At 66.4% G+C, this 12,730-nt stretch carries 15 protein-coding genes; 6 read left to right on the top strand and 9 right to left on the bottom strand.

All coding sequences use genetic code 11. The features are described 5' to 3' along the window. Positions 1 to 49 precede the first annotated feature (49 nt). The 4 genes from uraD to GFK26_RS24985 are packed head-to-tail and all read left to right on the top strand — an operon-like array spanning position 50 to position 1,992. On the top strand, positions 50 to 604 hold the full coding sequence (uraD, locus tag GFK26_RS25000; RefSeq protein ID WP_153284344.1) for a 2-oxo-4-hydroxy-4-carboxy-5-ureidoimidazoline decarboxylase: 555 nt from the start codon (positions 50 to 52) through the stop codon (positions 602 to 604). After that, positions 597 to 1,109 carry a hydroxyisourate hydrolase gene (locus GFK26_RS24995; RefSeq protein WP_153284343.1) on the top strand — a complete coding sequence of 171 codons (513 nt, stop codon included), beginning with the start codon at positions 597 to 599 and terminating at the stop codon, positions 1,107 to 1,109. Before uraD ends, GFK26_RS24995 begins: the two co-directional genes overlap by 8 nt. Before the next feature lie 45 nt (positions 1,110 to 1,154). Then, on the top strand, positions 1,155 to 1,490 hold the full coding sequence (gene uraH / locus GFK26_RS24990) for a hydroxyisourate hydrolase (protein ID WP_153284342.1): 336 nt from the start codon (positions 1,155 to 1,157) through the stop codon (positions 1,488 to 1,490). A 19-nt stretch (positions 1,491 to 1,509) separates the two neighbouring features. Then, positions 1,510 to 1,992, top strand: coding sequence for a nucleoside deaminase (locus tag GFK26_RS24985; RefSeq protein WP_153284341.1), 483 nt, complete (start codon positions 1,510 to 1,512; stop codon positions 1,990 to 1,992). A gap of 25 nt (positions 1,993 to 2,017) precedes the next feature. Here GFK26_RS24985 and GFK26_RS24980 read toward each other — a convergent pair whose 3' ends face one another. Then, on the bottom strand, positions 2,018 to 2,953 hold the full coding sequence (locus GFK26_RS24980; RefSeq protein WP_153284340.1) for a LysR family transcriptional regulator: 936 nt from the start codon (positions 2,951 to 2,953) through the stop codon (positions 2,018 to 2,020). Between the two features lie 138 nt (positions 2,954 to 3,091). Here GFK26_RS24980 and GFK26_RS24975 point away from each other — a divergent pair, with 138 nt between their 5' ends. Then, entirely contained in the window at positions 3,092 to 3,481 is a 390-nt protein-coding gene (locus GFK26_RS24975) for a RidA family protein (protein WP_153284339.1), read from the top strand. A gap of 16 nt (positions 3,482 to 3,497) precedes the next feature. On the opposite strand, the gene GFK26_RS24970 is transcribed toward GFK26_RS24975, so the two are convergent. The 6 genes from GFK26_RS24970 to GFK26_RS24945 form a co-directional block, all read right to left on the bottom strand. Next, positions 3,498 to 4,271 carry a response regulator transcription factor gene (locus GFK26_RS24970; RefSeq protein WP_153284338.1) on the bottom strand — a complete coding sequence of 258 codons (774 nt, stop codon included), beginning with the start codon at positions 4,269 to 4,271 and terminating at the stop codon, positions 3,498 to 3,500. Between the two features lie 79 nt (positions 4,272 to 4,350). Beyond that, on the bottom strand, positions 4,351 to 5,037 hold the full coding sequence (locus tag GFK26_RS24965; protein WP_153284337.1) for a response regulator: 687 nt from the start codon (positions 5,035 to 5,037) through the stop codon (positions 4,351 to 4,353). Between the two features lie 35 nt (positions 5,038 to 5,072). Then, positions 5,073 to 6,755: a sensor histidine kinase gene (locus tag GFK26_RS24960; protein ID WP_153284336.1), complete on the bottom strand. Its 1,683-nt coding sequence runs from the start codon at positions 6,753 to 6,755 to the stop codon at positions 5,073 to 5,075. A gap of 375 nt (positions 6,756 to 7,130) precedes the next feature. Beyond that, positions 7,131 to 7,601 carry a hypothetical protein gene (locus GFK26_RS24955; RefSeq protein WP_153284335.1) on the bottom strand — a complete coding sequence of 157 codons (471 nt, stop codon included), beginning with the start codon at positions 7,599 to 7,601 and terminating at the stop codon, positions 7,131 to 7,133. Positions 7,602 to 7,961: 360 nt separating this feature from the next. Then, positions 7,962 to 9,302, bottom strand: coding sequence for a DUF5666 domain-containing protein (locus tag GFK26_RS24950; protein WP_153284334.1), 1,341 nt, complete (start codon positions 9,300 to 9,302; stop codon positions 7,962 to 7,964). Continuing rightward, positions 9,299 to 10,138 (bottom strand): DUF6502 family protein, encoded by an 840-nt coding sequence (locus GFK26_RS24945; RefSeq protein ID WP_153284333.1) that lies wholly within the window; start codon positions 10,136 to 10,138, stop codon positions 9,299 to 9,301. The genes GFK26_RS24950 and GFK26_RS24945 overlap by 4 nt, the downstream gene beginning before the upstream one ends. A 419-nt stretch (positions 10,139 to 10,557) precedes the next feature. Here GFK26_RS24945 and GFK26_RS24940 point away from each other — a divergent pair, with 419 nt between their 5' ends. Then, positions 10,558 to 11,178: a hypothetical protein gene (locus GFK26_RS24940; RefSeq protein ID WP_153284332.1), complete on the top strand. Its 621-nt coding sequence runs from the start codon at positions 10,558 to 10,560 to the stop codon at positions 11,176 to 11,178. Positions 11,179 to 11,191: 13 nt separating this feature from the next. On the opposite strand, the gene GFK26_RS24935 is transcribed toward GFK26_RS24940, so the two are convergent. Both GFK26_RS24935 and GFK26_RS24930 read right to left on the bottom strand, forming a co-directional pair. After that, positions 11,192 to 11,872, bottom strand: a complete 681-nt coding sequence (locus tag GFK26_RS24935; RefSeq protein ID WP_153284331.1) for an ankyrin repeat domain-containing protein — start codon at positions 11,870 to 11,872, stop codon at positions 11,192 to 11,194. Beyond that, positions 11,869 to 12,675 (bottom strand): TatD family hydrolase, encoded by an 807-nt coding sequence (locus GFK26_RS24930; RefSeq protein WP_153284330.1) that lies wholly within the window; start codon positions 12,673 to 12,675, stop codon positions 11,869 to 11,871. Before GFK26_RS24930 ends, GFK26_RS24935 begins: the two co-directional genes overlap by 4 nt. Positions 12,676 to 12,730 lie beyond the last annotated feature (55 nt).

Here is a 12,730-nt window from a genome sequence, read left to right as displayed (position 1 = left end):
TCAGCGCTCCCTCGCTCAACCCTCTGTCTGAAACAAGGAGATGCTCTCCATGCCTTCCCACGCCTATCGCCTGGACCTCCAGGCGCTCAACGCCATGGACTGCGACGCGTTCGTCGCCGCGCTCGGGCCGACTTTCGAGAATTCGCCCTGGGTCGCACGCACGGCCTGGTCGCTGCGGCCCTTCGCCAGCATCGACGCCTTGCACGATGCCATGCTCGACGTGGTGCGCCGCGCCCCCGACGCCCAGCAACTCGCCTTCCTGTGCGGCCACCCCGAACTGGCGGGCCGCGAAGCCCAGGACGGCACGATGACCGCCGAGTCGGTCGGCGAGCAGGGCAGCGCGGGCCTGAACGCACTGAGCCGCGAAGAGATGGCCGAGATCCAGCGGCTGAACCGTGTGTATCGCGAGCGGCACGGCTTTCCTTTCATCATCGCGGTGCGGCGCAGCACCAAGGGCCAGATCTTCGAGGCGATGCGCAGCCGCGCCGCGGAGTCGACCGAAGCCGAGCGCCGCGCGGCGCTGGCGCAGATCGGTTTGATCACCCGCGGGCGCATCGACACGCTGCTGGGTTCTTCGATGCCTCAAGGAGCGGTCCATGCCTGAGAACGTCATCTCCCTTGCGGCGCGTCGTCGCTTCGCGCTGTCGGGCCTCGCGCTCGGCGCCGCCGCCCTGGCACCCCACGGCGCTGTTGCGCAAACGGCCGCACCCGCCGGCCCGGCCCAGGCCAGCGGTCCGATCGTGCTGCACGGCGTGAGCCCGCGCCTGACCGTGCATGCGCTCGACACCTTCCACGGCAGCGCGGCGACCGGACTGCGCATCGATTTCTCGGTGCGCGAGGGCGACAGCTTCAAGCTGCTGCGCACCGTGACCATGAACGGCAACGGGCGCTCCGACGAGCCACTGCTCATCGGCGACAGCTACCGCACCGGCGACTACGAGTTGCTGCTGCACGTCGACGAGTACTTCGCGCGCAAGCAATCGCGGCTGCCCACGCCGCCGTTCCTGTCGAAGCTGCCGGTGCGCATCCGCGTCGCCAACGCGGCCGAGCGCATCCACCTGCCGATCCAGTTCGGCCCGTGGAGCTACACCTACTCGCGCGGCAGCTGACGCAGCGCCGTTCGTACCCCATCGCCTGCAAGGAGTTTTCTTCTCATGACCGGCATCACGACCCATGTGCTCGACATCACCACCGGCCGCCCGCTCGTCGGGATGAAGGTCGACCTCTACGACGTGGCGACCACGCCGCCGACGCGCCTGAACAGCACGCGCACCAACGCCGACGGCCGCACCGACGCGCCCATGCTCCCCGGGGCCGCGGCGCGCGCCGGGCAGTTTGAACTGCAGTTCCACGTCGGGGACCACTTCAAGGCGGACGATGCGCTGTCGGACGTGGTGCCCGTGCGCTTCGCCATCGCCGACGCCACGCAGCACTACCACGTGCCGATGCTGTGCGCGCCCTGGTTTTTTTCCACCTATCGCGGCAGCTGACCGCGGGAGCTTTTTCTGAATGACCACACCCCATGACCCGAACGCAGGCGCGTACCTGCTCGACTCCATCCGCCTCGCCATGGGCAACATCCGCGAGCGCAAGACCTGGCCTTTCGGCGCGGTGATCGCGCGCGACGGGAAGGTGATCGCCACCGCCGTCAACGAGGTGGACGCCCTGTGCGACCCCTCCGCGCATGCCGAGATGCAGGCCGTGCGCGCCGCAGCGAAGGCACTGAAGAGCACCGACCTGTCGGGCTGCACCGTGTACGCCAGCGGCTACCCCTGCTCGATGTGCCTGACAGCGATGTACCTGGCGGGCGTGAAGGAAGTTTTCTACGCCTACTCGAACGAGGACGGCGAGCCTTTCGACCTGTCGGCCGAGCGCGGCTACATCGAGATTGCGCGGCCGCCGGAACAGCGCGAGATGAAGCTGCATTCGATGCCGGTGCGCGACGAGAGCGACGAAGACTTGTACGAGGCCTGGCGCAAGGTGGCTGGCTGAAAGCGCCTCGGCAGAGCAGGGCGGTTCAGGAGGAGGGTGCGCCGGGGCGACCGATGACCGGCGCATGCTGCGCCATCAGCCCGGCGACCCACTCGATGAAGGCGCGCAGCTTGGCGCTCACGTGCCGGTTCGGCGCGAAGGCCACGTACAGCGGCATCGGGTCGAGCTGCCAGTCTTCGAACAAGGGCACCAGTTCGCCGCGCGCCCGGTGCGGCGCAGCCATGTAGTCCGGCAGCCAGAGGATGCCCAGGCCCGCGAGCCCGGCTGCAAGGTACGCGTTGCCGTCGTCGACCGAGAGCACGTAGCGGCCCTGCACGTCGATGTGTTCGCCGCCCCGGCGCATCGCGTACGGAAAGGTCTTGCCGTTGCGCGACCAGACGAAACCGACGATGCGGTGGTGCGTGTCTTCCAGCGCGCGCGGGTGCACGGGCATGCCGGCCGATTCGAGGTAGCCCGGCGCCGCATAGACCCCGAGCCGCAGGTCGCCCACGCGGCGCGCCATGAGCGACGGATCGGTGAGTTCGCCGCCGCGCACGACGCAATCGACGTTCTCGCCGATCACATCGACCATGCGGTCGCTCACGCCCATGTCGAGCTGGATGTCGGGGTAGCGCGCATGAAAGGCCGGCAGCGCGGGCACGAGGATCGTGCGGGCCAGCGGGCTGGGCACGTCGACGCGCAGGCGGCCCCGGGGCAGGGCGGACGCGCTCGACAGGCTGGTCTCGGCGTCGTCCAGGTCGGACAGCAGCCGCACCGCGCGTTCGTAGTACGCCGCGCCATCGGCCGTGACGTTCACCTTGCGCGTGGTGCGGTTCAGCAACTTCACCCGCAGCCTGGCCTCGAGCTGCTGCACCAGTTGCGTCACGGTGGTCTTGCTCATGTGCAGTGTGTCGGCGGCCTTGGTGAAGCTGCCGGCTTCCACCACGCGGGTGAAGGCCTGCATTGCGTCGAAACGGTCCATGGATGGGCTCCTGCGGGGCGGTTGCCGTGATTGTTTGGGATCTGCAAACAGTGATTGTTGGCTTTGCCCGTTGATCGATGGCGAATGGCTTTCTAAAGTCCCTGCATCGTCATCACTTACCGCAGAAAGAAAGCAGCCATGGCCTCACGCGACGTCGTTTTTCCCCCCGGGCGCCAGGCGCTCTATGAACGCAACCGGTATTCGCCGGCGGTTCGCTCCAACGGTTTTCTGTTCGTGTCGGGGCAGGTCGGCAGCCGCGAAGACGGTTCGCCGGAACCCGAACTGGAGGCGCAGGTGCGGCGCGCGTTCGACAACCTGAACGCCATCCTGAAAGCGGCGGGCTGCACCTTCGACGACGTGGTCGACGTGACGGTCTTCATCGTCGATCCGGCATCGAACTTCGAAACCATCTGGAAGATCGTGCCCGAGTACTGGGGCGACGCGCCGCACCCGACGCTGACCGGCATCGGCGTGACGTGGCTCTATGGCTTCCAGTTCGAGATCAAGGTGATTGCGAAGCTGCCGTAGGCCCTGGGTTCCGCACTCAGATCAGGCCGATGTGGACGGCGAAGCTCACCGCCTGGGCGCGCGAATGCACGTGCAGCTTCTTGTAGATGCTCTTGATGTGCACGTTGACCGTCTGGCCGGTGATGCCGAGCCTGGCGCCGATCTCCGCGGAGACGTAGCCCGAGGCCACGCAACGCAGGACCTCGCACTCGCGCGGCGTGAGCGTCATGTCGTGCGACGGCGCTCTTGGTGGTGGTGGTGCGTCGTCCGCAAACGACTCGCGGGAGCGGTAGTCCAGGCGGTGCAGCAGGCGCCGCGTGAGCCGTGGCGTGATGGCGGCGCCGCCGTTCACCACGTGCAGCACCGCATCGGCGAAGCTCTGCAGCCAGGCGTTCTTCAGCAGGTACCCCATGGCGCCCAGCTCGAAGGCACGCAGCACGTGGGCATCGTCCTCGAGCGAGGAGATCACGATGACCTCGCTGTTGCGATGCAGCCGGCGTGCCTCGGTGATCAGCTCGAAGCCCATCTCGTCGCCGAGTTGCAGTTCGAGCATCAGCACGTCGAAGGTGTGCGTGGCCAGCATCCGGCGTCCCTCGCGCACGCTGTCGGCCTGGCCTTCGAGCTGGATGCGCAGGTCCGACAGCAGCTCCTGGGCGATCACGCGGCGCATGTACTCGTCGTCGTCGATGAGCAGCACGCGCACCGGCGAATTTTCCTGGCCGACCAGGAAGTCGGGCCACAGCCTCGCGGCGGGCGCGCAAACCCCGGCGGAGGTCTTGTCGCCGGAGCTGATGAGCCTGTGATCAACCATGTGCTGCCCCCGGTTGGCGTGAGCGACGGATGCGGGTCGCTTCGAGCGCGGGCTGAAAGACGAAAAAGCCGGGCGCGTGTCAGTGCGCCACGGCGTCGAGGTGGTGCTTGACCGCGTAGATGTACAGCTCGAGCCGGTTTCCAACGCCGAGCTTCTGGTAGATCGACGTGAGATGGTTGCGCAGCGTGTGTTCGGTGACGAAGGCCTGTCCGGCCAGGGTCTTGTTGGAGGCGCCGCTGCCGCGCACCACGGTGCGGACGATGTCGCGCTCCTTCTGGGTCAGGCTGGCCTGCTTCGTGGACTCGGGGTCGGCCTTGGGCGGTTTCTTCACCGCGGTGAGTTCCGAGAGGACGCGGCCCATGGTCTGGGCATCGACGCAGAGTTCGCCGCGGTGCACGCGTTCGATCGCATCGAGCACCTGCTCGGCCGAGGCGTCCTTGCGCATCACGCCGCGCGCGCCGCGCAGGACCGCAAGGTCCAGGGTGCGCTGCTCGCGTTCGCCGGTCAGCACGACGACGCGCGACACCTCGTTCGACAGCAGCTGCGGCAGGATCTCAAGGGCGCACTGGCCGTCCAGGTCGAGGTCGAGCACGATGACGTCGGGCACCAGGCTCTGCGTGTGCGCCACGGCTTCTTCGCAGCAACTGGCGGTGGCGACGACCTTCATGCGCGGCTGTTCGCCGTCGATCAGCCGGGACAGGCCCCACAGCATGGTCTGGTGATCGTCCACCAGCAGGACGCCGATGGGATGGGCTTCGGTTGGCATGGGGAGCTCCTGGGGGTGTCGTCGTGTTTTTTTGCTCAGATGGGGATCTCGATCAGCACCTCGGTGCCGCCGCCCCTGCACCGGCTGACCTGCGCGCGACCTCCGAGCGCCGCGGCGCGGTCGCTGAGGGAGCGGGGCCGGAAATCCGCGAAGTTCTCTTCGCCGCCTTCGTTCACGATGCGCAGGTGCAGGCAGCCGTTGCGGCAGCCGATGCGCACGCTGCCGTGCCGCGCCTGCGTGTGCTTGCAGATGTTGTTGAGGCCTTCGCCCACCATCTGCAGGACCTCCGCGGTCATGCGGTCGTCCAGGCGCACCTGGCCTTCGACGTTGACCGAAATCTCGATGCCGTAGAGGCCCTGGATGCGGGCGGCCTGGCGGTAGAGCTGGGGCAGCACGAGCCCGCACGAACTTTCTGCGCCGTCCTTGACCGCGCCGGCAAAGCGCCGCAGGTCGGCGATCACGCCGTTCGCCACCTCGGCGAGCTTGTCGAGGTCCTCAAGCAGCGGGTTGTCGGCGGCGGCCTTCTTGCGCAGGGCGCACAAGCCCATGCGCAGCCCGATGTAGGGCTGCACGGCCGTGTCGTGCAGGTCCAGCGAGATCTTCAGGCGCTCGGTCGCGGCCGCTTCGGAGGCCATACGGTCGAGCACCTCGATGGTCTCGATGACCGGGAAGATCTGCTCCATGAGATGCGCGAGAAACAGCGCGTCGGACTTGCTGAAGTGGCCGTTGCGCGACGAGATGAACACGCGCCCCTCGCCCAGGCGCAGCGGCAGCGCGGCGCTGATGAACGCGCGGGCCTCGAGCATGGCGGCCACGGCGGCGCTGCGCAGGGCGCCGTCGCGGTCCTCGGGGCGCCAGCCGGTCGTGCCGGGTCCGTGCATGTGGCTGCGTGCAAAGAACAGGTTCAGGGGCCAGGGCAGGCGGTTTCTCAGCACGGTGTGCGGATGCCCGAGCGCCATCAGCGGCGAGTCGGCGATGCCCCCGAGCGTCTCGACACCGACGTGCTCGCACGTGTCGTCCCTGCGCAGCGTGCGCAGGGTCCAGTTGCCGGTGGCGGTGTCGCGCATCATGAGGATGCAATGGCTGGCCCTGAAGAAGGCCAGCGTCTTTTCCATCGTGCGGGCGATGGTGCGGCCCGCGCCGAAGCGCGGGTTCGACAGCTGGCTGATGTCGCCCAGCAGGGCCAGGCGCCGCTGCAGGATGAGCTTGGAGCCGCCCCAGTGCACGATCATGTGGCCCAGCGCCAGCAGGAAGGTCGTGCGCATCAGCAACTGCGGGGCATCGTCGCCGGTGCTGGTGCCGAGCCCGCAGGCGGCGAACGATGCGACCGAGACCACCGTCACGCGGGCGCCTTCCTCGAAGCCCCAGCGGAACGAAGAGGTCAGGATGGCGAAGAAATAGAACAGGAAGAACAGGCTCTGCACGCCACCCGTCACGAAGACGATCAGCGTGAACCACATCACGTCGGTCCAGTGGACGGCCTTGCCCTGCACATAACGCCAGCCCCCCTGCGTGCAGGCGTGCACCAGCACGCTATGCAGGAGGTACCCGCAAAAGGCCAGCCACACCGCGCCGGCCACCGGTTGCCGGGCCGGCCCTGCATCGACCGCCATCGCCAGCACCGCCGAAATCGACAGCACGAGCCGCATCCGGGCGGCCATGAGGGCATCCGTCGACAGGCTGCTGTCGAGGCTCGGGGCGGAGACGGGGGCACGCATGGAATGGCATCCTTCGCATGAACGGGTTCATGCGCCGCAAAGTTCGAAACCGGGCTGTAACAGCGTGGCGTTCATTTCTTCTTGCCGATGACGTCGTGTATGTGAAGGTTTCACATTACTGCTTTGGTTTTCGAAAGGAACCTTGCCGGTGATCTGTGACGTCTGTTGCGCCTGGTTGCACTTGCGTCGCCGACGGGCCTTTTCGATCGCCGCACGAGGAGCGTCCGCCCCAACCGGGGGCCGCTGCATGGCGAACGGGTACCCGTTTCATGGAGGTAGGGGGGAGGGCGCGCGAAGGGCGATGGGGCGTGTGCGCCGGACGCGCACATCCATCAGCGTGCCAGGACCGGCATGCCGCGCGACTCGGGCCGGGATTCAGGTTCGCCGTGGCACCAGCGCCGTCCGTCCCAGGGGCGTGACCCGCAGAACGGTGGCCTGCCGCAGCTTCTGCCGTGCGCGGCAGATCGGGGGGAGGGTGGCTTCCACCATGCCGGCGGCTTCAAGAACCGCCACGGAGTTGATCTCCGACGGGTCCTCGGTGTGGAGGGGAAAGGTCGAGTTGCCGATCCTGCGCAGGTAGTCGAGCGGCATCACGCTCCATTGCGGGCGTTCTTCATGAACCGAAGCGCCGCCGCCGCACAGCGTGGCGGCCTCCGCATGGCCTTCGTCCGTGATGGCAAAGACCTGGGCGCTTTCGTACCGCTGGTAACCGAAGTTGTCGACGTGGAACTCGGCTTCGATGAGTCCGGTGGCGACCAGCACCGAGGCGTGCCGGATGTCTGCTTCCGCAGTGAGCATGACCGGAAAACGCTTGTTCAGAAGCCGAAGAAGAAGGACGAGCGGCATGCGGTGCTCCTCGCAGTGTCAGCGGTGCCGGCTGCGCCGGCAACGAACAGTCATCCGATGCGCAGCCCCGCAAGGGGTGGCACCCATCAGGCATCGGCCTGCGGTACCAGCGGGGAGCAACGGTCGCACTGAACTCGCAGGAACAGACACGGAAGCCACCAATGTGAAAAATGTGATTTTTTCACTTTAGTCCCTTTTTCGTACTTTCGCCACGAATTTGGCGATAGATGGCCAAAGGTGCTAGATGGCCCGCGTGCACACAGCCACCGCGGAGTGGCGAGGTCGAGCCGAATGGGGGAACGCCCCGCCAGAGAGGAGGGACGGGCGGTGCGATCAGGCGCGGGGCGCTCTGCCGCTGCTTCAAGGGGTGAATTTCACCCGCTGGGCGATCAGGATGCCGTTGATCACGCGGTCTCCCACGACGGTCACGCTCCGGCCGTTGGCCAGGTTTGCAGCGGTACCGTTCTCGAACACGGTACCCGGGCCACTGGCGTCCACCGGCTGGCCCTGGACCCTGAAACTGGCAGGGGAGAGATAGCTGCCGATGGCGCCGATGAGCATGAACGAGGCCGGCCCGCCCGTCCCCGGCACATGCCGGATGCGCAGCTTCTTGACCACCAGCACGCCGCCGGACATGAAGCCGTCGACCTCCACCTTCACGCCGTTGCCGAGCGAAGCGACGGGGCCGCCCGTGATCAATGCGTTGGTGGCGTCCACCGGCGTGCCCAGCACCTCGAAGGCGCCGCGCGAGGCGAAATCGGTGATGACCCCCGCGAGCTGGAGCGCGATGCCGTTGCTCGCCGGTATCGCGTACCAGCCCTCCACCTTGGTCGCCGCGAACGCATTCCCGATCGGCGCGGCCGTGCCCCGGGCGCGCACGATGCCGCCGTTGGCCAGCGAGGAGGCGTCGATGCCCGCGAAGCTGGCGCCGCTGTAGTTGACGGTCAGCTCGCCGAGCATGAAAGTCTGGTTCGCTGCATCGAGGTTCTGGACGGCGGCCGTGACCAGCGGGGCGGTCAGTGGGGGCGCAATCTGCACGCGGGTGGCGCGCAGCGTGCCGGGCGCGCCGGGCAGGCCCCACACCTGGATGAGGCTGCCGTCAGCCACGCTGGCGAGCCCGCTCGCGTCGGCCCAGACCGTGGCCGAATCGATGCTCACGCGGATGCCCATCACGACGAAGCTGCCGGTTCCCACGTCGATGCGTGAGACGGCACCGCGCAGTTCGGCCCCCGACACGACCTGCGTCGCAATGCCGCGGGTGAAGTCGGGGTCGACCTTGCCGGCGACCCGCGCGCTCATGCCGATCTGGAGTTCGGTGGCGTCCTCGACGGTGATCGTTGCGGTGCCCGTCGTGTAGCGCAGGCCGTTCAGGATGATGCTGCCCAGGCCGTCCGCCGCGCCGATGCCCGCGGCGTCCGCCGTCACGCCGGTGCCGCCCGAACCGACACCGGAGCCGTCGGTGTTGCTGTTGCCGGCGGTGTCGCCAGAGCCCGTGCCGGTGCCTGCACCGGTCCCGGTCGCATCCCCGCCTGAACCCGTGCCCGCGCCGCCCGGGCTGTCGCCGCCGATTGCGGTGCCCGTTCCCACGCTCTGGTGCGTTGCCGACCCGCGGCCATCGCCTCCGCACGACATCAACAAGGCCGTGAGTCCGACAGATAACAAGCCAAGCATGAGCCGGCGGGGTGTCTTCATCGTGCTCATGATGTGCGCTCGCTTTCAGAGGACGTGGACGTGGACGTGGACGGTGTGCCCTCGTCTTCGTAGTACGTGTAGATGCCGACCCGGATTCGCCCCTTGGCGCGGGCCGGCGCACGACTGACCGCCTGCGCCATTTCCTGCGCGAGGTCGTGATGCAGGGCGGACCAGCGTTCTCGCACCAGGCGGTGGATCTGTTCGCAATCGTTCAGCGACAGCCCGCGCGCGTACACCGCGCGCTCGAGCATGCGGGGCTGCTCGCCCAGCGTGTTGGCGACAGCCGCCAGCAGATGGTCCCGCCCGTTGTCGCCCAGGAAAGCCAGCATCGATTGCAGGTCTTGCACGGGCACGAAACCGTCGGTGGTGAGTTCGGCCACGCCTTCGTTTTCGGTCACCATGTTCAACCGGATCAACTCGTCGAGGATCGTGCGGTGGTGAACATTGCCGCGGCTGCTCAGGCGCGCGACCGCCTCGAACGAGGGCGCTGTGTGTCCCGCCGTGACGGGCAGGCGCCGGAACGAGGCGTCTTCGGTGAGCATCTGCAGCCACAGCGTGAACGTCTTGGCAGCGGCCGACAGTTCGGTGTGGGGCAGGGGGTCGCCGGTGGAGCGGACCTTGGCGGTCACCGCCTTGCGGTTCAGGCCCGTCGTGACGGACAGCTGGCTCAGGTTGGGCTTGGGAACGCCCTGGGTCCGCCACGAGCGCTGGGCTTCCTCGATCAGCAGGTCGCGCAACAACTCCTCCAGGTGGGGATGCTTGACCCCCATCGCGAGGGCGAGCCTGACCACGGGTCGCAGGATGCGTGAGCAGGCCGCAAGGGCCCAGTCCAGCCGTTGTTCCATGAAGCCGCTTCCTGAACGTGCGATTCAAGCGGGACTTGGAGGCGTCGCCGCTACGCCATCAACGTGACATTGTCCTGCGTAACCCCGTTGAAGTGAACGCTTTGGACTACGGCGTCCGGCTGGTAGTACGGATGCAGTCCCGTGAGAGCGGCCTGATCAGGTTTGCGGCGTGCGGCCGTCAGCTTCTTGAATCCCACCTTTGTGGATTTGAACCTTGGCCTTGGATTATGTGATTTTACATAATGCACATTGTGTCCATTAAATGCAGGCTGACGTACAGTTCGAGAAAGCCCAAAGCCTCCAGTCAGATCCATGAGCCTGTCAGCCTTTCAACCTGTCGAAGAATCTCCGTCGGCATCAAACGCCCTTACCGAGCGACGCGAGTCATCGATGGTCATGCCAGATGGGCTGCTCAGCCGATGAAACGGACGTCCGCCGATCGACGGGCATCTCGCAGAAGCAGCAAAGAGATCAGCCCCTGTTTTTCCTGGCAATCAGACGCAGAAGAATCGACCGCGCGTTTTTCCCTGTTGATGGCGGTTGCCGTCTCCCTGGCAGCGCTTTTCATCGTCACCCCCGTCTATCTTTTCGGGCTGGGTCTGGCGAGCGTCGCCTCACTCGCGAAAGGCGTGAACACTTTTTCATCCGGCGTGTTTGCGGACCCGATGATCTGGTTTCCACTGTTCGGAACGAGTGGCCTCGCGGGGCTCATCGTTCTGGTCTTGGCCTCGAGAAAAACAATCGTTGCCTTCCGATTCGATGGGAAAACCGAGCAGCTGAGTTACGTCGAGATGGCGCCGCTGCGAAAGCCGCGCACCACCGTGGTCCCGTTTGAGTCCATCCGCTCAGTGACTCCCACCACGCTCACCGCCAACGCCACCGTGGGCCATCTGAGTGTGGTCACGCGCCAGCCAGGACGCGATGAGAAGTCCTTGTGGCTGGGACACCGTATCCCGGTAGTGAGCCTTGAGGAACACTCCACGTGGTTGTCCGGCTACCTGGGCGACCGTGTGCAGCCTCTTTTTCGTCAGGATTGTTGAGGCCCGCAGGCACTCACCACTTCCCGTCCTTCGGCACCGCCTTCACCGCATTCGCCTTCGCATCCCCAGCCGCCTTGATCAGCTCCGCCGACTCCGTCCGATTCGCTTTCACCGCAAAGTCGACCGCCGTCATGCCGAGCTGGTTCTTCATCGCCGTGTCCGCGCCTTCGGCCAGCAGCAGCTTCACGGCGTCGTTCGATCCGTACATCGCGGCCATCATCAGCGGCGTGGTGCCGTTGGGCGACTGGGCGTCGATGAAGGCGTGGTTCTCGAGCAGCAGTTTCATGATCGACAGTTGCCCGCTGCTGGCCGCGTAATGCAGCGGCGCCCAGCCGGTCTTGTTGACGGCGGCGTCGCGCTTGAGCAGTTGCACGACCAGGTCTTGCTGGCCCTTGATCGACGCCAGCATCAGCGGCGTTTCGTCCTTGGCGTTGGCCAGGTCGACGTTGAGCTGCGGCGATTCCATCAACACCTGGACGACCTTCGGCGACGGCTCGCGCAGCGCGAGCATCAAACCGGTCTGGCCGTTCTCGTCGCGTGTATTCGGGTCGAAACCGCGGTTCAGCAGGGTGCGGACACCACTGGCGTTGTCGCCGCGCACGGCCCGGAAAAAGTCTTCAAACGACCCGGCATGCGCTGCAAAAGATGCAGCCATGACAACAAGATATATCGACTTCTTAAAGTAGTTTTTCATAATTTGACTTCCCTGAACAAAGCTTCGAAGTTGTCGCTTGTCGCCTTGGCGATGTCCTCTACGGGCACGTGTCGCAGTTCGGCGATCTGTTGCGCCACGAAGGGCACATACGACGGATTGTTGGTCTTGCCGCGGTACGGCACGGGCGCGAGGTACGGGCTGTCCGTCTCGATCAGCATGCGGTCCAGCGGCACGAAAGCCGCCACGTCGCGCAGGTCCTGGGCCTTCTTGAAGGTCAGGATGCCCGAAAAGGAAATGTAGAAACCCAGGTCGAGTGCGGCGCGTGCCACCTCGGCGGTTTCGGTGAAGCAATGGAACACGCCGCCGGCCGCCCTGCCCGCGCCGTCTTCGCCCTCCTCCTTGAGGATCGCCAGCGTGTCGGCCGATGCGTCGCGGGTGTGGATGATGAGCGGCTTGCGCGTTTGCTGTGCGGCGCGGATGTGCACGCGGAAGCGGTCGCGCTGCCATTCCATGTCGGCGATGCTGCGGCCGCCCTTGCGTTCTTCCATCTGGTAGTAGTCGAGGCCGGTTTCGCCGATGGCCACGACACGCGGCCGGGCCGACAGGCGCACCAGGTCTTCCACGGTGGGTTCGGCGATGTCCTCGTTGTCGGGGTGCACGCCCACGCTGGCCCAGAAGTTGTCGTAGCGGGCGGCCAGGGCCTGCACGTCGTCGAACTCTTCGAGCTTGGTGCAGATGCACAGCGCCCGGTCGACCTTGGCGGCGGCCATGGCAGCGCGAATCTGCGGCATCTGGTCCGCGAACTCGGGAAAGGTCAGGTGGCAGTGGGAGTCGGTGAACATCGGAAAGGGTGAAGTGCGGCGCGCCTGTGGGAGATCGCGCCGTGTCCGGAGTTCC

This window comes from Variovorax paradoxus (assembly GCF_009498455.1).
Lineage (GTDB): Bacteria > Pseudomonadota > Gammaproteobacteria > Burkholderiales > Burkholderiaceae_C > Variovorax > Variovorax paradoxus_H.
This window is presented reverse-complemented; position numbering and strand designations above follow the sequence as displayed.